The organism is Methanobrevibacter sp., assembly GCF_045586545.1.
GTDB lineage: Archaea > Methanobacteriota > Methanobacteria > Methanobacteriales > Methanobacteriaceae > Methanocatella.
This window is the reverse complement of record NZ_JAZNAN010000005.1, coordinates 1-19,824: the sequence shown is the minus strand read 5'-3', so window position 1 is coordinate 19,824 and position 19,824 is coordinate 1. Positions and strand designations below refer to the sequence as shown.

Annotated in this window: 18 protein-coding genes; 13 read left to right on the top strand and 5 right to left on the bottom strand. The window is 33.5% G+C overall.

Annotated elements, in window-relative coordinates:
- Positions 1-12: 12 nt before the first annotated feature.
- From ACKI3D_RS00510 to ACKI3D_RS00470, 9 genes are all read left to right on the top strand, one after another.
- Entirely contained in the window at positions 13-492 is a 480-nt protein-coding gene (locus ACKI3D_RS00510; RefSeq protein ID WP_292753520.1) for a bacterioferritin, read from the top strand.
- Positions 493-513: 21 nt separating this feature from the next.
- Positions 514-1,290, top strand: a complete 777-nt coding sequence (locus ACKI3D_RS00505; RefSeq protein WP_407391303.1) for an MBL fold metallo-hydrolase — start codon at positions 514-516, stop codon at positions 1,288-1,290.
- A gap of 724 nt (positions 1,291-2,014) precedes the next feature.
- Complete coding sequence (locus ACKI3D_RS00500; protein ID WP_407391301.1) at positions 2,015-3,202, top strand: AAA family ATPase; 1,188 nt, start codon at positions 2,015-2,017, stop codon at positions 3,200-3,202.
- Positions 3,203-3,719: 517 nt separating this feature from the next.
- On the top strand, positions 3,720-4,856 hold the full coding sequence (locus tag ACKI3D_RS00495; RefSeq protein ID WP_296809029.1) for a zinc ribbon domain-containing protein: 1,137 nt from the start codon (positions 3,720-3,722) through the stop codon (positions 4,854-4,856).
- Between the two features lie 153 nt (positions 4,857-5,009).
- Positions 5,010-5,360, top strand: a complete 351-nt coding sequence (locus ACKI3D_RS00490; RefSeq protein ID WP_407391299.1) for a carboxymuconolactone decarboxylase family protein — start codon at positions 5,010-5,012, stop codon at positions 5,358-5,360.
- A gap of 213 nt (positions 5,361-5,573) precedes the next feature.
- On the top strand, positions 5,574-5,840 hold the full coding sequence (locus tag ACKI3D_RS00485) for a DUF6110 family protein (RefSeq protein ID WP_407391298.1): 267 nt from the start codon (positions 5,574-5,576) through the stop codon (positions 5,838-5,840).
- 22 nt (positions 5,841-5,862) lie between these two features.
- Complete coding sequence (locus ACKI3D_RS00480; protein ID WP_407391296.1) at positions 5,863-8,004, top strand: heavy metal translocating P-type ATPase; 2,142 nt, start codon at positions 5,863-5,865, stop codon at positions 8,002-8,004.
- Positions 8,005-8,108: 104 nt separating this feature from the next.
- Positions 8,109-8,858 (top strand): ABC transporter permease, encoded by a 750-nt coding sequence (locus ACKI3D_RS00475; protein ID WP_407391294.1) that lies wholly within the window; start codon positions 8,109-8,111, stop codon positions 8,856-8,858.
- A gap of 9 nt (positions 8,859-8,867) precedes the next feature.
- Positions 8,868-9,620, top strand: a complete 753-nt coding sequence (locus tag ACKI3D_RS00470; protein WP_407391292.1) for an ABC transporter ATP-binding protein — start codon at positions 8,868-8,870, stop codon at positions 9,618-9,620.
- A gap of 61 nt (positions 9,621-9,681) precedes the next feature.
- Here the strand turns inward: ACKI3D_RS00470 and ACKI3D_RS00465 are convergent, their stop codons facing one another.
- From ACKI3D_RS00465 to proS, 4 genes are all read right to left on the bottom strand, one after another.
- Positions 9,682-11,517 (bottom strand): hypothetical protein, encoded by a 1,836-nt coding sequence (locus ACKI3D_RS00465; RefSeq protein ID WP_407391291.1) that lies wholly within the window; start codon positions 11,515-11,517, stop codon positions 9,682-9,684.
- Between the two features lie 126 nt (positions 11,518-11,643).
- Complete coding sequence (gene thiD / locus ACKI3D_RS00460; protein ID WP_407391289.1) at positions 11,644-12,378, bottom strand: bifunctional hydroxymethylpyrimidine kinase/phosphomethylpyrimidine kinase; 735 nt, start codon at positions 12,376-12,378, stop codon at positions 11,644-11,646.
- Entirely contained in the window at positions 12,379-13,053 is a 675-nt protein-coding gene (gene cofC / locus ACKI3D_RS00455) for a 2-phospho-L-lactate guanylyltransferase (RefSeq protein ID WP_407391287.1), read from the bottom strand.
- Between the two features lie 8 nt (positions 13,054-13,061).
- A complete protein-coding gene (gene proS, locus ACKI3D_RS00450) occupies positions 13,062-14,465 on the bottom strand; it encodes a proline--tRNA ligase (RefSeq protein ID WP_407391285.1) in 1,404 nt (467 codons plus the stop codon).
- 129 nt (positions 14,466-14,594) lie between these two features.
- Here proS and ACKI3D_RS00445 point away from each other — a divergent pair, with 129 nt between their 5' ends.
- The 4 genes from ACKI3D_RS00445 to ACKI3D_RS00430 are packed head-to-tail and all read left to right on the top strand — an operon-like array spanning position 14,595 to position 16,994.
- Positions 14,595-15,638, top strand: a complete 1,044-nt coding sequence (locus tag ACKI3D_RS00445; RefSeq protein WP_407391283.1) for an NAD(P)-dependent glycerol-1-phosphate dehydrogenase — start codon at positions 14,595-14,597, stop codon at positions 15,636-15,638.
- On the top strand, positions 15,638-16,075 hold the full coding sequence (locus ACKI3D_RS00440; RefSeq protein ID WP_407391281.1) for a UPF0179 family protein: 438 nt from the start codon (positions 15,638-15,640) through the stop codon (positions 16,073-16,075). Before ACKI3D_RS00445 ends, ACKI3D_RS00440 begins: the two co-directional genes overlap by 1 nt.
- The gene (rpiA, locus tag ACKI3D_RS00435) at positions 16,075-16,761 is read left to right on the top strand and encodes a ribose-5-phosphate isomerase RpiA (RefSeq protein WP_407391329.1); all 687 of its coding nucleotides are present in this window, start codon (positions 16,075-16,077) and stop codon (positions 16,759-16,761) included. The genes ACKI3D_RS00440 and rpiA overlap by 1 nt, the downstream gene beginning before the upstream one ends.
- 8 nt (positions 16,762-16,769) lie before the next feature.
- Positions 16,770-16,994: a hypothetical protein gene (locus ACKI3D_RS00430; RefSeq protein ID WP_407391279.1), complete on the top strand. Its 225-nt coding sequence runs from the start codon at positions 16,770-16,772 to the stop codon at positions 16,992-16,994.
- 46 nt (positions 16,995-17,040) lie between these two features.
- Here ACKI3D_RS00430 and ACKI3D_RS00425 read toward each other — a convergent pair whose 3' ends face one another.
- Positions 17,041-19,746 carry a right-handed parallel beta-helix repeat-containing protein gene (locus ACKI3D_RS00425; protein WP_407391277.1) on the bottom strand — a complete coding sequence of 902 codons (2,706 nt, stop codon included), beginning with the start codon at positions 19,744-19,746 and terminating at the stop codon, positions 17,041-17,043.
- Between the last annotated feature and the right edge of the window lie 78 nt (positions 19,747-19,824).

Below are 19,824 nucleotides of genomic sequence, written 5' to 3'. Positions count from 1 at the left end.
TAAGGTGAAATTATGGCCGATAAAGAAAAGACAATTGAAGCATTACAAGCTATTGTAACAGGTTTGTCTGCAAATTCATTTCAGCACAGAATCCAATCAAAAATCTTTGCAGGATTAGGATTTCAGGCATTGGGTGATAAATACACTACACATGCAACTGAAGAAATAGACTTTGTAGAACAGTTCATGGACCGTATACTTGACCTCGGCGGTGAAATCAAGCAGGAAGCACAGGAAGCAAAACCAGTTTTCACTGATATCGTAGAATTCATAGAATATGATTACAATGTCTCTGTTGAAGGAATCGCATTCATAAATGAATTAATGGACTCCGGAATCTTTGATGCAACCACATATGATTTGATGAAGGTATATCTCAAGGATGAAGAGGATGACATGTACTGGAGCGAACAGCAGCTGGATTTATGCAAAATGCTTGGAAAAGAAAACTACTTGACTCAATTATTAATCAACGGTCCAACAGCAGAATAACATTTTTTAGGATGTGACATAATGGAAATTAAACCAGTAAAAACTTTTGAAAACGGATTCATGAAACAAACATTTGCTTTTGGCGGAGAAGATGGAATGGATGCATTTGATGAGGACATCAAATATCGTGCAAGCCTTCAAAATTACTTAATCGACACAGGAGATGAAGTGATTCTTGTTGACACAGGCATTCCTGAGGAAATGCCTGAACAGGAATTTGATGAAAGCCTGATGATCTATAATGGTGTAAAGATATCAGACTATTTAACAGCATTTAAAAAATTGGGATATGATGTTGATGATGTGACCAAAATCATTATCACCCATAAGCACCCTGACCATTCAGGCGAAATTGCAAAATTCCCAAATGCAAAAGTATACCTTTCAAAAACCGAAGCTGAAGCATTGGAATTGGAAGGGAACAATATTGTTTCTGTTGAATTCAATGATACTTACAAAAACTTCCCAAAAGCTGAAAAAATCGCAGATAACATTTACATAATCGAAGCGATAGGACACACTTCAGGCAACAGCATAGTCATTGTTGAAAATGACGATTTGTATTACATGATTCATGGTGATGTTACATATACCGATGAAGCTCTGTATGCAAATAAGCTATCTGTTGTTTTTGAGGATATCGAAAAGGCAAGAGAAACAATGGGCAATATACGTGAATTCATTAAGGATAATCCAACAGTATATCTGTCAACACACACTCCATTAGGTCCTGAAAACCTTGAAAACAAATATGTTACTGATTTGGAAAAACCTCCAAAAAGCATTTTTCCCGAATAAATGCTTTTTATTTTCTTTTTTTTAAACTAGATGATGTCCCATAATTTTTGTGTTTAAAATTTTTTCTTATTTTATTATCCTTTAATTTTATATATTGGGAAGTATAATCTATTATTAGAGTTAATCAACTTTTTAGTTGTGTTTTTTATGGTTTTGAGAGAGGATAAAATTGGTTAGCAATTATTAATTCCTTTGGACTTGAGAGATTTGATTCCAAAAGATTCTCCTTGTTACTTTTTCCAAAATGTTGTTTATTAAATGGATTTTTCAAAAGTCGATACAAGTTATTGTTACAAAGCAAGTAAGCCTGCTTATTCTTGAGTAATCATCCAATCCTATCTAACTTTTTGTTCGTAAACTATGAAACAAATTTAACTAAAAAGTAGTAGATAATTTAAAGTGTGTTATGCCAATGCCAACATGAAGCTAGTCAAAAGGAACCAGAAGTTGCATAACTGGATTCACAGTTGTCGATTGATGATGTTAAAGAAATGAGTGTTGTAAAAGAGATTTCAGAGCCTAGCTATGTTGATAAAAACAGCAAAAGTTGATTTATAATGTTTTTCCATGGTTACTTCATTTATCTGAAGTGTAAAGTCCTACTTTATTTATTTTAATTACTTCATTTATCTGAAGTTACACTATCAACTTTAGTAATATGAAGTACTTTAAATTATTAAAGTATATATGCATTAAAATATATAGTTTAGTATAGGTGTTTTAAATGAGTATTGTTCCATTATATGTTCCAATAAATGAAATCGACAAATATTTTTATAATCGAACTGAAGATATAAAAAAGATTGAGTATTATTTAAATTCATTAGAGATGGGAATATCTCAATCATTGTTAATAAGGGGAGTTAGGGGTGTTGGAAAAACTTTTTTACTCCAAAAACTTAAACAGGACTCAAAAAAGAATTTCTTAGTTTCATATATTGATATTTCAAGAATTGTTGGCTTTGATGATACACAATTGACTGCACAATCAGTTTTATTGGAATTATTGGACGAAATGAACAATACTATTTATGACAAAATTAATGATGGCAAAAAAATAACTTTTCTCTTAAAAAAATTAATCAACAAATTAAAAATTAAAGATTTCAGCTTTTCAAAAGGCACCCATATAGCCGAAATACCAATACCTGCAACTGAAGACAATTACAAAAAAATCAGCAAGTTTGTAATGGAATACCCACAAAATGTTGTTGAAGATATTGATGGTATTGATGGATTCATAATCATAATCGATGAATTTCAAATGCTTAAAAAATTAGAGAATCCCGAATCGTTTTTTTGGTTGCTTAGAAGTTACAGTCAATTCCAATCAAATGTCAGCTATGTAATGAGCGGGTCAATTTCACAAACATCAGATGCAATTGAAATGCTAAATGGGGCTACTGGAGCCTTTGGCGGAAGGATGATACAAATAAACATAGATCCTTTCACAAAAAAAGAAACCAAATCTTATTTCAATGACAGATTTCCTGAAATAACATTCACCGATGATGGTTTCAATCGTTTTTATGAGTATACAAAAGGAATTCCAATGTATATAAATAGTTTTTATAATGCATTGTCCTCTCATGAAACCTACGACGAAGAATTAATAGATTATATTTTTCTTAACAATATGGATCAGATTCTTGTGATGTGGATTAGAATATGGGGCACTTTAAATAAGTATGAAAAAAGGATAATCTGTACAATGTTAAACAAGGAGAATATTTCCTGGTCTGAACTGGAAAGGAAGTTGGATATGTCTCCCGCTACCTTGACAAAATATATTAAAACTCTACAGGATAAGGGAATCATAAAATATTATGGTGGAAATTATAATTTTGAAGATTTGATGTTAAAAACATGGTTAACTCATGAAAAAGAGCGAACAGGCGTTTATCCACAATAGCTCTTGTTTGAAAGGAAAGTTTCTGTTAATATCCATTTCAATATTAGAATCGAAATAGAAAAATCATTCTGTTAATGGCAATGTAAAATGCTATTAATTATATATAACTTAAAAATTAAATCATTAATTAATTAAATTATTTTGGAGAGAGGTTATATGAAAACTCATGTGATAGTTGTGCTACTTTTCTCTCCAAACTTATTTTTAACTGTATTCTAATTTTTAAATTTGTTATTAAAGTTTTTTTTTTTGACTGAACGTTAAATTTATATTATGTCAACTATTAATAAAAAATTATTCTTATTAAAAAATAACTCACTACAAATAGTATTGCAATCACGATTGTAGGAGTAAAATATTGGGAATGGGAGAAAATTTCGATATATTCAAGTAAATTTGGATTTTCATCACCATTCGCCCTTTTAAATATGAATTATTGGGAACAACAAGGCATAAAGTGTATATTGCCGGCATTGGAGGATAATTCAGATATGATCTAAAATTATTGGATGATATTATGGAAGATAAAATATTTTGTCCGAGGTGTCATAAAAGAAATGATATTCAAAAATTCTGTATTTATTGCGGCCATAAAATGTTGGATGATGAGCAAATTAAACTAATGACTGATAATCCTGAACCGTATTGTCTTAACTGTGGAAGGCATGTCAGGAAAGGCCAGGCAAACTGTGAATGCGGATATGAATTTAGGATTATAGATTGTCCAAAATGCAATTCAAAAAATTCATACACAAACAGATTCTGCACAACATGTGGTAAAAAACTTTGGACATCTGATGTTTGTGGAATCCATTATGGTAAAATTAAATTTCCTCTTATTGGAGATAGATTTCCCCATGAATTGCGCAATACTATTATGCACTCACGTTACAAAAGAAAATCAATAAACTTCCCTGGAGATATACATAAGATTGGTACGGATGTTAAACAACTTCAATCAAATAAATCAATAATGGATAATCATTTAAATGAAATAATTTCAAGATGGAAAATTGTCTCACCTAATTATTGTATAAATTGTCTTAGTATAATAAAACCGGAGGAATACTTATGCAAAGATTGTGGGGACGTTATAGACGAAAAAAAACTTGTTGATTGTTTTGAAAATAAAAAACCCTTACCTGTATTTGATAAGGTTGAATTAAAAGATGAAAAAAGAGTCGATTATCTTAAAAATAAAAAATATGTCCGACCTGTATTTGATATTGTTGAATTAAAATGGAATTCAAAATTCACTGAATATTATTTGGATTCATTATCTCCAACTATTGGAGAATCTCAATTTGAATATCGTGAAAGACTTAAATGGGAATTTGTAGAAAATATAAGTCTAAAATCAACAATACAGTATCAAATTGCTTGTAAAATAAAAGAAGAAGAACGTAATATTGCTTATGAAAGACAGGAAGCAGAGCGTAAAAGACAGGAAGCAGAACGTAGGAAATGGGAAGAAGAATATATCAGGCAATATGGGGGAGGATATTGTAGTTCAAGTTGCATATATTACTACGAAGAAATTATAACTCAGCACGGGATTAGTGCTGATTATACTGAGGATCTGTGTGGTGTTGATCATTGTTGTAGTTTAGGGCACTGTGTATCTGAGGGAAGTTTTTGTAAAGATTATGAATGATAATTGAATTAATAAATTAACCTCATTTCTAAGGAGTTGAAATAACTTAATTTCGAGTATTGTTTTGTCATTGTTAATTAATTAAATAGCTATTTATATATAACTTAAAAATTAAATCATTAATTAATTAAAATTATTTTGGAGAGTGATTATATGAAAGGCGACGTATATTACGGTAAAGGTATCAGAGAATTAAAAGATGAATATCCGGATTTATATGAGTTGGTCTCTGACATCAACGAAACTGTATGGGATGCTAAGGTTTTAGATTATAAAACCCAAAAATTAATTGCTATTGGTATTGCTGCATCTCGTGCTGATGCAAGAGCTACTAAAAAACAAATTAGAAGTGCAATTGAAGTATTGGGCATTACAAAGGATGAAATTGTTGATGTTTTAAGAGTTGTTTTGTTAACTTCCGGTATGCCTGCATTTTCCAAATCACTTCAAATCTTAAATAGTGTTGTTGAAGCTATTGAAGAAGAAAGAGAAGATAAGGCTTAACTTTTCTCTTATTCTTTTTATTCTATTTTTTTTTACTTATTATTACATTTTCTTTTTTCATGGATTTTAAACCTGGTTAAATATTTTTTTCATTACAATTTTTAGGAATACCTAAAATTTATATACTACTTTGAATATTATATAATATTAGGATTGAAATTTTTAGGTATAACTAAATTTTTCAATTATTGGATATTTAAGGATTGTATTAAAATGAGACATGAAGAAATTATTGATAAATGTGTAGAACACAAACATGCATTACTTTTTGCAGCAGGTATTGCAACTGCAATTGTAGGTAAAAAAGTATTGGAATCACAAACTGTAAAAGATGCAGCAACTAAAGGTATGGCTACTGTATTGTCTGCTAAAAAAGATGCAGAAGAATGTTTCCAGGATATGAAAGAAAACGCTGAAGATATTGTGGTTGATGCACACGCAGAAGACAAAAAGGAAATCTACGTAGAAGCAAAAGACTAATTTTTATTTTTTAGGTAGGAAAATGAAATATAAAGTAGTGTATGATAACGGATCTCGTTTAAGAGTTCGTTCCGGCCAATGGGCTTTCACTGAAAAGGAAGGTTACGGTCTCGCTTCATTACTTTTAAACCAAAGTTTTATTCATGAGGTACATACATCCCATAGAAATGGAAGCATTCTAATTTATTATGATGAATGCATTGGAAACAAGCAAAAGATATTCGATTTTTTAGATAAAATCACTTTGGATGATCTATTTGAAGTTGAGCCCTCTCAAAGTCAAAATTCAAAAGAAATCACTGAGAATTTCTACATGAAATTGACTAAGATGATTTTGAACAGGGGAATCTATAAATTATTTTTGCCGATGCCTATTAGAAATGCTTTAACTATTTATCATGCCGCCGAATATATTTGGAAAGGCCTTGATAGCTTGACAAGTTTCAATGTTGATGTGGCTTTACTTGATGGGGCGGCGGTTGCTGGTGCATTATTGCATAAACATTATAAGCCTGCAAGCTCTATGATGTTCTTATTGTCCATCTCCGATGCATTAGAGGACTACACAATACAAAAGGCTAAAAGTACACTTAAGGACAGTTTAGCTTTGAATATTGACACTGTATGGGTAGTAGGAGAAGATGGTGAAGAAAAACAATGCCCTGCTGTTGACATTGATAAAGGAGATAAAATTAAAGTGCATATGGGTGATGTAATACCTGTGGATGGAAAAGTAATTGAAGGGGAAGGAATGGTTAATGAAGCATCGATGACTGGTGAACCGTTAGCCGTTCATAAAATGCCTGGAAAAACAGTACATGCCGGAACCGTAATTGAGGAAGGCAATCTAATAATTGAAGTCTATTCGATGAATAAGGAAACAAGATTGAACAAGATTATTGATTTAATCGAAAACTCCGAAGAGTTGAAAGCTGATACTCAAAGCAAAGCTGAAAAACTTGCTGATTCAATTGTTCCATATAGCTTTATTGCAACGGCACTAACATATTTAATCACCGGAAATGCAACTAAAGCTTTATCTGTATTGATGGTTGATTTTTCATGTGCAATCAAGCTTACAACACCTTTATCAATCATATCTGCTATGCGTGAAGCGTCTGACAATAGAATGATGGTTAAAGGTGGAAAATTCCTGGAGAATTATGCAAATGCCGATACAATTGTATTTGACAAAACTGGAACCTTAACAAATGCAACACCTGAGGTCGTTGATGTTATTCCAATGTCTAGAAGATACAAGCGTGATGACATTTTAAGAATGGCTGCATGTATTGAAGAGCATTTTGCACATAGTATTGCAACGGCTATTGTAAAACAGGCAGAAGCTGAAGGATTAAAGCATGAAGAAGATCATAGTGAAGTGGAATATATTGTTGCTCATGGTATCGTAACTCAATATGATGGCAAGCGTGCAGTAATAGGATCAAGACATTTCCTATTCGATGATGAAAAGGTCAAGGTCACCAAAACTCAGGAGAAAAAGATTGCCAAAAAGGCAGCGGAACATTCTGTAGTTTATCTGGCCATTGATGGAAAACTTGAAGGATTAATCTGTATTGATGATCCCGTACGCGAAGAAGCCAAATATGTCATTGAAGAGCTTAAGTCATTAGGCATTGAAAATATCATAATGCTTACTGGTGACAGTGAAAGCGGTGCAAAAGCCGGTGCTAAGGCATTAGGCATTACTGAATACCGGTCACAGGTACTTCCTGAAGACAAGTCTAGAATCATTGAAGAACTTAAAGCTGAAGGAAAAACAGTAATCATGGTGGGGGATGGAATCAATGACTCTCCTGCTCTTGCAGCTGCAGACGTTTCAGTATCAATGAAAAACTCCTCAGATATTGCTCGTGAAGTTGCGGACATATCCTTACTGTCTGATGATTTGTATGATTTGGTAACACTTAGAAAATTAAGCACAGGAATGTTGGATAAGATTAACACCAATTATCATAATATCGTTGCTGTTAACGGTTCACTTCTTGTTTTGGGCGTTTTCGGTGTTGTTTCCCCATCGACTTCTTCGATGATACATAATTTTTCAACAATGTTGTTTGGCGTTATGAGTACTAAATCGGTTCTAAGCGATGAAGACTACTCAAAAGGTATAGATATGGAAGCTATTGAAGTAGCTTCTTAATTTTCTTTTTTTTTAGATTTATCAATTTTGTTGTAATTCTTATAAAGTTTTTATATAATAACGGTAATAACTATTAGTGTATAAAATTTTAACTAAGTGATGTAATGTTAGATAATTATAAGAATAAACTTGTTCCGTTGATTGTACCGGTATTATTGATATTATTCTGGTATTTTATAACTGATGGAATTGAATTATTTTCTTCATATATTCTGCCAAGTCCAGTAGATGTGGTAAATTCCGCATGGGTAGTTATTCAAAACGGTAAACTTTTAACCAACACAGTAGATACTTTATATAAGGTATTTGCCGGTTTGATTTGCGCATCTATTGTTGCAATTCCTGCAGGAATTTTACTTGGTTGGTATAAAACTTTAGAAGATTTATGTACTTTTGTAATTAGTGTTTTAAGGCCAATTCCACCAGTTGCTTGGATTCCATTTTCAATCTTATGGTTTGGAATAGGAACATTTCCAGCAGTATTCATCATATTCATGGGTTGCGTATTCCCGATTCTGGTTTATACAATAGACGGTGTTAAAAGAACAGATAAGGTTCTGGTTGAATCCGCTCAAACTCTTGGAGCTAATGACTGGAATGTCTTGACACGTGTAGTGGTGCCTTCTGCCGTCCCATATATCGTTTCCGGTTTAAAGGTAGGTATTGGAATTGCATTGATGTGTACAATTTCAGCGGAAATGATTGGTTCAAGCAGCGGTTTGGGATATATGATTTTAACTGCAACTAATTTATTTGATACTGGTACTACTGTGGTCGGTATGATTGTCATTGGATTAATCGGACTTGCTTTTGACTTTGTATTCAGCAAAGCTCAAGATAGGATATTTTGGTAGGTGTTTTACATGTCAATTGAAATTAAAAATATTAATAAGTCCTTTGAAAGTAAAAAAACAGAAAAACTCTCTGTTCTAAAGGATATTAATTTAACCATTGAAGATGGAGAATTGGTATGTCTTTTAGGTCCATCCGGATGCGGTAAAACAACTCTATTAAGATTGATTGCAGGTCTAGATCAGCCTACCAGTGGTGAAATCATTGCCAATGGGGAAGTTGTCAAAAAGCCTTCCGGTGATAGGGCTGTAATTTTCCAGCAATACTCACTGTTTCCATGGCTGACTGTTTTGCAGAATGTAACTTTTGGTTTGGAGATGACAAATAAAGGTTCAAAAGCTGAAAATGTTGCAGCTGCTGAAAGATACCTCACAAGTGTTGGTTTAATTGACTTTAAAGATAGCTATCCGCACGAACTTTCAGGAGGTATGAAGCAAAGGGTTGCAATTATCAGATCCTTGCTTAATCATTCACCTATCTTGCTCATGGATGAGCCGTTTTCTGCAGTGGATATGCAAAATAGACATAGGCTTCAAGAACAGCTTATTGGAGTTTGGAAGAGATTTGAAAATACAATAGTTTTTGTAACTCACGATGTTGATGAAGCTGTCTTTTTGGCGGATAAAATTGTTATCATGGACAAAAAGCCTGGAAGAATCGCTGAAGTTATTGAAGTGGATATGGAAAGGCTTAGAAAAAGAGAATCTCCTGAATTCATTGCTCTTCAGGAATCAATTGTAGAAAAATTAAATATGGAAGAATAATAGTTGAGACAACTATTAGATTTCTTCACTTTTTTTAGATTTTATATTTTAGTTAAAATTGCTATCTTTTAACTTTAGCTGTTTTTGTAACAGTGTCCTTTAGATATTTTGCTTGGTATTTGACTTTTTTACCAACTTTCAACTTCTTAAGAACATTCTTTTTAATGGTAACTTTTGCAACACCTTTCTTATTGGTTTTTGCTTTATAGGTTTTACCATTAAATTTGAATTTCACTGTTTCATGTTTAATGGCCTTTTTGCCCTGCTTTAAAGTTGCAGTCAAAACAAGCTTTTTGGCAGATTTTTTGACTTTAACTGTTTTTAAAGCAACAACATGTTTTGCTTCGATATATTGTGAGATTTTAGTAGTGTTGTATTTAACACTTACACAATACTCTTTTGATTTGAGCTTCATAGAGCTTTTAATCTTTGCAATACCGTTTTTATCGGTTGTTGCTTTAATGTTAACTCCATTAATCCTTAAAGTTATTTCGGTATTTGCTAAAGGTTCACATTTATTGTCAAGGAGTTCCACTTTAAGATTTACAAGATTTGTGTAAATATCTGAGGATATAATTTTAATAAATGGATTTTTGGAGTAAACAACACTAAAGTTATAGATTTCAGTTCTATTAACGTATTTATCGTCTCCAGGATAGGAAATAACGATGGTGTAATTGCCGACTTTCAATTTTGAGATGTCAATTTCAACAAGGTTGTTCATGATGTATTCCGGATGTGTGAATGTAAAAGGGGTTCCGTTGATAGTGACGGATAAGATTGAATTGTTTAAACTGTCAGGCAAGTATAATTCAATAATGTTTTCTTCCCCATAAACGAAGACAGAATTTGCATCGTAGTATCCGAAATCATATCTGATGCTGATAGGCACTACTTTAGTCCTTGAGTAATCCTTGCCGATGAATTCGACTTTTACTTCACTGCTATTATATTTCAGATATCCTTCCAATGAAAATATGAATGAGCCTATTTTATCGGTTTTGCCTGTCTTAATCAATACATTATCCACATAGACATTAACTTTACCGGAGGTATTTTTCAAAATGTCTACGGCAACACAGTCATCATGGCTGATGTAGATGTTTGTCGGAACGTCAATTTTGACATTAACGACATCAAATGTTAATGTTCTGTTGTCATCATGATAATAGGTGTCCCCATAATAGATTATTTTCATTGTATGATTTCCCAATGATAGATTGCGTACTTTATCCGCATCATATTGAGCATAAGGGCCGTTGACTGTTGTTTTGTTTATTAGTTCGCCATCCAAGTAAATTTCCACAATACCATTGGCTGAACGTGGAAACATGATATTGTTCCACAGTTCCCTTCCGTATTGAAGGATTTCATCTGAAATGCCCCACCAATATTCATAATTTGGAGGGAATTTCATCACACTCAATGTCTGATTGTTATTTAATTCAATACCGTTATAGTATGCGGTAATTTTATAGTTTGTACAATCTCTAGGGGGATAAATGTTTTCAATGATATATGGAAATTTAGGTTCCGGAAGTTTAACGGGAATGATTAAGGTTTTATTAGTAATTGTCTGATTGTAAACTTCAAGGTAGCCTATTTTCAAACAGAAAGTACCGTTTGCATTGTCTGGCAATTGAACTTTAATATCGCTTAGATTTTCTATCCACATCTGTTGATCGTATGTAATATTAATGTTATCAACTACTTCATTTGAAGATGCAGTTTCAGTATCATTTATGGCTGCAATATCACCGTTCTCAATAGTGGAGAGCTCATCAATGTCACTTTGAGCCAAATCAGTTTCTGTGATATTTTCAGATGCTGAAACAGAAGAAATCATAAATATGGTTAATAAGAAAATTAATATAATCATGATTTTATTAAATTTCAAAATATCACCTTATTTATTATATATTTTATAATTTGATATATAAAATTAAGTAAAATTTAATTTAAATCAATTTCATGCAATATTAAAATTCTGTTCAAAAATTTAGGTGAGATTAAGGAAGTATAATTAAATTTTAGCAATTAATGTTCCATAATTGCCATTTTTTATGCCTTCATAAACATAGTCCAAGGCTTTTGAGATGGAGGTATGCAAATCATTATTTTTTGCCAGATATGCGACAATTGCTGAAGATAAATTGCAACCAGTACCATGCAAATTGTCGGTTTTGATTAGTTCTTGCTTTATGATGGTGGTTTTTCCATCAATGTTAATGGTGTTTATGCCGTCCAAATGACCGCCGGTTATGATATTGTCGCAGATGATTTCTTTTGAAGCCTTAATTGCATCTTCCTTATTTTTTATTTCCAAACCGGTCAATTTTTCGGCTTCAGTGATATTTGGTGTGGTTAATATGGAATTTGGAAGCAGATATTTATTCAATGCTTTGGCTAAATCCTCTTTTGTCAAATCTCCACCGGAAGTTGCAACCATTACAGGATCAACAACAGCTTTTAGATTGTATTCTTTAATCTTTTTTGAGACTAATCTAATGATTTCAGGTGAGTATAACATTCCAGTTTTTATGAATTCGACTTCATATGAATCCATAACGGAGTCAATCTGCTCTTCAATGTATGATTCATCAACAGGCAATGTTGAAAAGAATTTATAGGGATTTTGTGCTGTAAGTGCAGTTACAACGCCTGTTCCATATACTCCAATGGCTTGAAATGTTTTTAAATCAGCAAAAACACCTGCTCCGGCGGAAGGGTCAACTCCTGCAATAGACATCACTATCATTCAATCAGCTCTTGTGACTTTTAATCTTTCAGACCCACGGAAGGATTCTACATTGACCTTTAGCTCTTTTAGATATTGTCTGGTATGGGTTTTCTTTCCATGAATCATAATTTCGCCTAAATCTTCAGTAGTGTTCACATCCAATGCCATGAAAAATGAGTCATGCACCTGCGGATTTAGGTTTTTCTTTTCAGCTACCTTTAGGTGTTCTTCATAGCTGAAACCTTCAAATCTTGTACGTATGGCCAATGGTTTCATTATAATCATGTTGGTTCCCCCGCCTTTAGATGGAACAATGATGAAATCCAGGTTTTTGGATGCATCAATCAACATTTTAACGTTAGTCTTTCCGATTAAAGGAATATCGGATGGTACAATAATGATTTTTCTTGTTTTTCCTTTGCAATGTTTCATCGCTTGGGTTAAAGCCTTGTTTAGGTTTGAATTGTCATTTTCCAGTAGGGTTTCAACATTCAAGCTTTTTGCATAATTCAATACCTCTTCATCTCTGCTTATGATGAAAATTTTGTCCACATACTTTTTTAAGGTATCAGTCACGTCCCGAAGCATTACTTTTAATAGTTTTTCTCTTTCTTTTTCAGATAGGAATGGAGAAAGTCTGGTTTTTGCATTTTTAAATGTTGTTACTGGTATTATTGCGTAAATATCATCCATAAAATCACTTAATAAGTTTTGGCTATTAAAGCAACGTATTTTGCATCATTATCACTGGCTATGCATTTGCCTTCAGATACTTCTTCCTGAATTCCTAGGATGTCATAACCGGTTTTCTCTTCAATTTCTTTACCGATAGCTTCATCTCCGCACCAATAGAATTTAACTACATTGCCGGCTTCAACAAGTTCAGGGATTTCTTCTATATCTTCTGTGAATTTGACGTGTTCAGCCTGGAAGTCCCATGCGATTTTTGAAAGATTTTCTTGAGATTTGTCCAATAATTCGATTACATTATCGGCTAGAGAGTCATCCAATGCAATTTCAATTTTTTCTCCTTCATCCCTTCTCATTGCAACAGTAATGTTGTTTTCCAAGTCTCTTGGTCCAAGTTCAAGTTTCAATGGAGTTCCTTTCAATTCCCAATCATTGAATTTCTTGCCCGGCCTGATGTCCCTATCATCAAGGTTCACTCTTAAGCCTTTGGATTCTAGCTGTTCCTTGATTTCAGCGCATTTGGCCAAGACTTCCTCTTTTCCTTTTTTGAATAAGATTGGAATTATGGTAACTTGGTTAGGTGATACTTTTGGCGGCAAGCGTAGGCCTTTGTCGTCTCCATGGACTCCAATTACTGAAGCTATTATCCTATCGGATACTCCGGCACAGGTTTGATAGACTAGCTTATGCTCTCCGTCCTTATCTTCAAAGGTAATGTTGAATGTTTTAGCGAATGTTTGGCCTAAGTTATGGATTGTACCTATTTGTAATGTTTTGCCGTTAGGCATTATTACATCAAAAGCCATGGTGTAGTCTGCACCAGGGAATTTGTCCCATTCAGGTCTTTGTGATATTAGATATGGAATTCCCAAATCATCAAAGAATTCCTTATAGATTGCGATGAAATCTTGAATCTGTTCATCGGACTCTTCTTTAGTTGCATGAGCGGTATGTGCTTCTTTAAATGTAGTAATTTCTCTGACACGTATTAAAGGTCTTGTATGTTTTGTTTCGTATCTGAATGTATTTACGATTTGATAATATTTGATTGGAAGGTCAATGTGGGTTCTAATCCATAAGGCGTACATCGGATAGATTGCAGTTTCACTGGTAGGCCTTAAAGCTAACTGTTCATTCAATTCAGTTTGACCGCCTTTTGTAACCCAATATACCTCATCTTCAAATCCCTTAACATGAATTCCTTCCTTTGCAAGCTCGGTTTCTGGAATTAACATTGGGAATAAAACTTCTTCATGGTCTTTATCCAATAATCTTTTAATAATGTTCATTGAGTGTTTTCTAATCTGAAAACCATATGGCATCCATACGGCCATTCCTTTAATAGGATACCTTGAATCAGTAATGTTTGCATTTTCTAAAATGTCATGAAACCATTCATCAAAATTTTCCACCATATCACCTAAATAAATTTTTACAATATTATCTTTATTTGTTCTTAATGAGTATTAAATTTATTTAAAAGAAAGTTATTTATAATTATTTTATAAATATATATAAATGTATAATTAATATTAGGAGATATTATGAGCAATAGGAAAATACAAATGCCTCGTGAAGTTTACATTGATCCGGGTATTATAAAAAATACTTCGGAGATTTGCAAATCCCTGCATTTAGATAAAAAATTTTTAATAGTCACTGGTTCCCATACATATGATGTGGGTGCAAAACCGGCAATTGAAAGCTTGGAAAAGGATAATCTGGAATATGATTTAATTAAGGTGGATAACGCATCTGCAGAATCAATAGCTGAAGTTGAAGAAATGATTACTCCAGATACCACAGTTTTGGGTATTGGCGGAGGAAAAGTTATTGATGTGGCTAAGTTATCTTCATTTAATCAGGGTGTATATTTTGTTTCAATGCCAACAACAGCTTCACATGACGGTATCGTATCTCCTATGGCATCAGTAAAAAATCCTAATACTTCAATTTCCGTTACTGCTCATTCTCCGATAGCAGTTATTGCAGACTCAGAAATTCTTGCTCAATCTCCATTCAGATTACTGGCAGCAGGCTGCGCAGATTTGATTGCAAATTTCACAGCCATTAAGGATTGGGAATTGGCTCATCGTTTAAAAAACGAGTCATTCAGTGAATCAGCCGCAGCGCTTTCAATAATGTCTGCGCATCTGATTACTGATAACATTGCCAATATTAAGCCTAATCTTGAGCCAAGTGCACGTATTGTAATGAAATCATTGTTCAGTGGAGGAATGGCAATCAGCATTGCAGGATCAAGCCGTCCGGCAAGCGGGTCTGAGCATTTGTTCTCACATGCCTTGGATAAAATCCTTGAAAAGCCGGCACTTCATGGTGAACAATGTGGTGTAGGTACAATAATGATGATGTATCTTCATGGTGGGGACTGGAAAGCTATTAAAGATACTCTTGAAGCGGTACAGGCACCTACAACAGCTGCACAAATCGGTGTCAGTGATGATGATATTATTGAAGCATTGATGATGGCTCATAAAATCAGACCTGAAAGATATACAATATTGGGCGACAATGGAATTTGTCGTGAAGCGGCATATGAATTGGCATACAAAACAGAGGTGATTTAATGATTACATTGATAGGAAAAGATTTGGCGGTTAAAGGCAAGGAATTCGTCTTTTTAGATCCGGCTGAGGAATGTGAAAACTGCAGATTTAAATCATCCTGTGTTGGAAATTTGGAAAAGAATAGGAAATATGTTGTGGTTGAAGTTAAAGATAACGAACAAAAATGCCCGATTCACTCTGGAGAAATAGTTGTCCCGGTTGAAGTGGATAGAGCTAAAATAGATTTATTAACAGCTTCTAAAAGCATTTTTGAAGGATCTACATTTACATATAATGCTCCGGACTGTGATGAAAAATGTGATTTTCATGATTTATGTTTCCCAGATGGATTGGAAGAAAACGATAAATGTATTGTTTTAGAGAATTGTGGAAAACATAAAGAGGATTGCAAAAAAGGTTTCAGACTTAATAAATTAAGATTAGGATTTGTGATATGATGAAAGATACAAGCAGTAACAGTTCTGCTAAAATGAATGCGGGTTATAAGGCTGCAGAATATGTTAAAGACGGAATGGTTTTAGGTCTTGGTACAGGTTCAACTACTCACTTTTTCATAGAAAAAGTGGGTAAGAGAATTGCTGAAGAAGGAATTAGCGTAATGGGAATTCCAACATCTTTCCAATCATTGTTAATTGCAAAAGAATGGAATATACCAATTACAACCTTGGAAGAGCATGATATTGACTTGTCTGTAGATGGAGCAGATGAAGTGGACTCTGATTTTAATCTGATTAAAGGAGGGGGAGCTGCCCATACCAAAGAAAAAATAGTTGATTATGCAGCAGACCAATTCATTGTCATTGTAGATGAATCCAAAGTCGTTGACGAGTTAGGCAATTTCCCGGTGCCGGTTGAAGTCTTGCCGGATGCATCCAGAATGGTTATCAAAGAGCTTGAAGATATGGGAGCAACTTGCGAGATAAGAATGGCTCAAAGAAAGGACGGTCCGGTTATTACAGACAACGGCAACTTTGTAATCGATGCTAAATTTGAAAAAATCGAATCTCCATCACATCTAGAGATAGATTTAAATTCAATTCCAGGTGTTGTGGAAAATGGAATCTTCTCACAAATGGTAGATAAGGTCATTGTTGGAACTGATGAAGGAACCAAAGAGTTATAGGTGATAACATGCCATTTCGTGGCGGAATGCCATTTTATGATTTAAAGGAGATTGGTTATAAGGTAGCCATCATTTTTGGAGTTTTAATTGTAATCTATGGTGTTTTATGGTTGCTTGCCGAGTTAGGTGTTATTCCAACCATTTTCTTTGCGATATTTCCTCAAATAGTTCTGATTTTGATTGGATTATTCATAATTTACACAGCATATGATTATAAAAAGAAATATTATTAGTTTTTTTAAAAAAAAAGAAAAATTAAAAGAGATTTTTCAATCTCTTCTATTTTTTAACGGTTATTTTTACTTTTGCAGTTTTACCTTTGTAGTATTTGTTACCTTTAAAGGTAATTTTTGCATTGTGTTTACCTTTTTTAGTTAATTTGGTAATCTTAAAGGTAGCTTTACCTTTAGCATTTGTTTTTGCTTTGTAAGTTTTACCTTTAACTTTGATGTAAACTTTCACTTTAGCTATTGCTTTACCGGATGCGGATTTTAATTTTATAGTGTATTTTTTAGTTTTCTTTTTAGCTTTGAAAGTAGCTTTCTTAGCAGTAATTTTGGATTTTTCCTGGCTGATTGTAATGGCAGTTTCATTGTTTGCAACAGGACTGTAGGAATCGTCACCTGCAAAGGTCACGGTTAAGATTTGAGATCCTGTAGCAGTTGCGGTTAATAGAACGCTTGCAGTACCATTTTCATCAGTTGTTACAGTTTGGTTAACGTTATTGAAACTAACAAGTATATCTCTGTTTTTCAAAGCGTTACCTTGGCTGTCAGTAAGGGTGATTTCATAGGAAATTCCTTTTTCAGCTGCGAGTAAGTATTCACTGGTTTTTCCGCTTAAGGTAAGGTTTGCTGCTATTTTATCTGAGAAAATTCCGATAGCTCCATCTGCTGATTGATATTTGCTGTCTGCTCTTGCAAGATAAGTTGCAAATGTTGGAGGGAATGGTAATGTATCTAAACTGTAAGAGTTATTTCCAATAGTTACATTGTAGTATCCTCCACCAAGTAAAAATGCAATTCTGCTTCCTTTAAGGTCATTGTCAAATATTGCTTCATTTCCAGATCCGTAACAGGTAATGGAACTGATTTTTGAGTTAATTACAGTGTTTTTGTATACTTTGTGACCTTGTGAGTGCATGAGATAAATTCCTTCTTTTGCACCTGAAATGGTATTGTTGTATACAGTTACTCTTGGTCCTGTTCCATGTCTTACGTCAATACCGTGGTTTACAGCATCGGTAATTACGTTATTAGCAATAATACTTTGGCCGGTACCGAAGTTTAAGATACCTGTGGTGTATTGATTTTTAATAAGGTTGTTTGCAACGATAGCTCCACTTGAGTATTCCATGTAAATACCCCATGAAGCACCATCAATGGTACAATGGAGTATAGTTAAATTAGGACTGTATTGAGCACGGATTCCAGCGGTTTTATAGTTTACGGTTTTTGGAGTGACATTGGTAGTGTCATAACCAGGATATTTAGCAACAATGTTTAATCCGCTTACAACAACATTGGTGTTGTTTAAAATGTATAATACTGCATGTTCAGATATAGCATATCCGCTTTCATTACTTGCTGCTTTTACTTTAGTAGGAACAGTTGCTAAGTTGTATGAATCATATCCAATTAAAGTAGCGTTATTTCCAATAATTTTAATGTTTTTATCAGTGTAAATGCAAATATCATTGTAAACGGCATTTTTTGTAAATTCTAATGTGTCCCCATTGTTCATAGAGTTGATTTGATTTTGGATTTGAGCGCTGGTTGCTCCTTCAGGAACAATGTATTTAGTTCCTGTTTCTTTGGTAAGTTCACTGTAATTAATGTTAATGTCAGCAGGGGTTGGAATATCTGTGTATTCTACATAATTTGGATAGTTGGTGGTGCTGTCAGAGAAGGTACCCATAATGTTTGCTGCACTTTGATAATCGGATTTTGCTTCAGCAATGTAGTATACGAATGTTGGTGGGTATGGTAAGTTATCTAAGGCGTAAGTGTTGTTTCCGATATTAATGTTTGAGTATCCTCCACCTAATAATACTCCAATTCTTGATTTTTTCATTACATTGTCATTTAATTCTATATTTGATGATCCGTAACAACTAATTGCTGAAATAGTACAGTTGACAATTGTGTTTTCAGATGCAGTATGTCCTTGAGAGTGCATTAAGTAAATACCTTCTTTAGAACCGATTACAGTATTTTTGATAACTTGCACATTAGGTCCTGTTCCGTGTCTTACGTCAATACCGTGGTTTTTAGCATTGATTACTTTGTTGTTTTTGATTATGGTTCTTGCAGATCCAAAGTTTAAGATACCGGTTACTTCCTGGTTTCTGATAGTGTTGTCAGCGATGATGCAGTCATTTGAGAATCTTAAGTATACTCCCCAGGATGAACCATCAATAACATTTTTGCTAAATGTTAAATTGTTTGAGTATTCTATATATACTAAAGCATTGGAATAAGCCGGTCCTGCGGTACTTGATCCACTATTTTCGCCTCCGATAATAGTTAATCCATTAATGGTTACATTAGGTGCCTGGACAACGTATAATGTTGCTACATTAGTGATTCCGTATCCGCTTTGGTTGGTTGGGTTTTTAATTATGTCGGCGACATTGCTTAAAGATGGATTATCATATCCTTTTAAAACAGCTCCGTTACCGTTAATTGTAATACTTTTGTTTGCAACATAGATACAAACGTCATCATATGTGCTGTTTTCAAAGTTTAGGGTGTCTCCATCAGACATACTGTTAATCTTTTCCTGTATCTGGTCACTAGTTGAACCTGCTTCAACAGTATATTCTTGGGAGGCACTTATTTCTGCTATATCTGCATTTTCTTGCACTTCGATTTCATCGACATTTGCAGTTTGCACATCACTTGCATCTTCTGCAAATACGACGCTAGAACCTAAAAATACAATCAGTACTAAGAATATAGCTAATATTAAGTTCTTATTCTTCATATTTTTTCCCTCATTTTATTATTAAAACGATTAAGTTACTTGTAAAAATTGTTATAATTATCGATAAGCAACTAATTA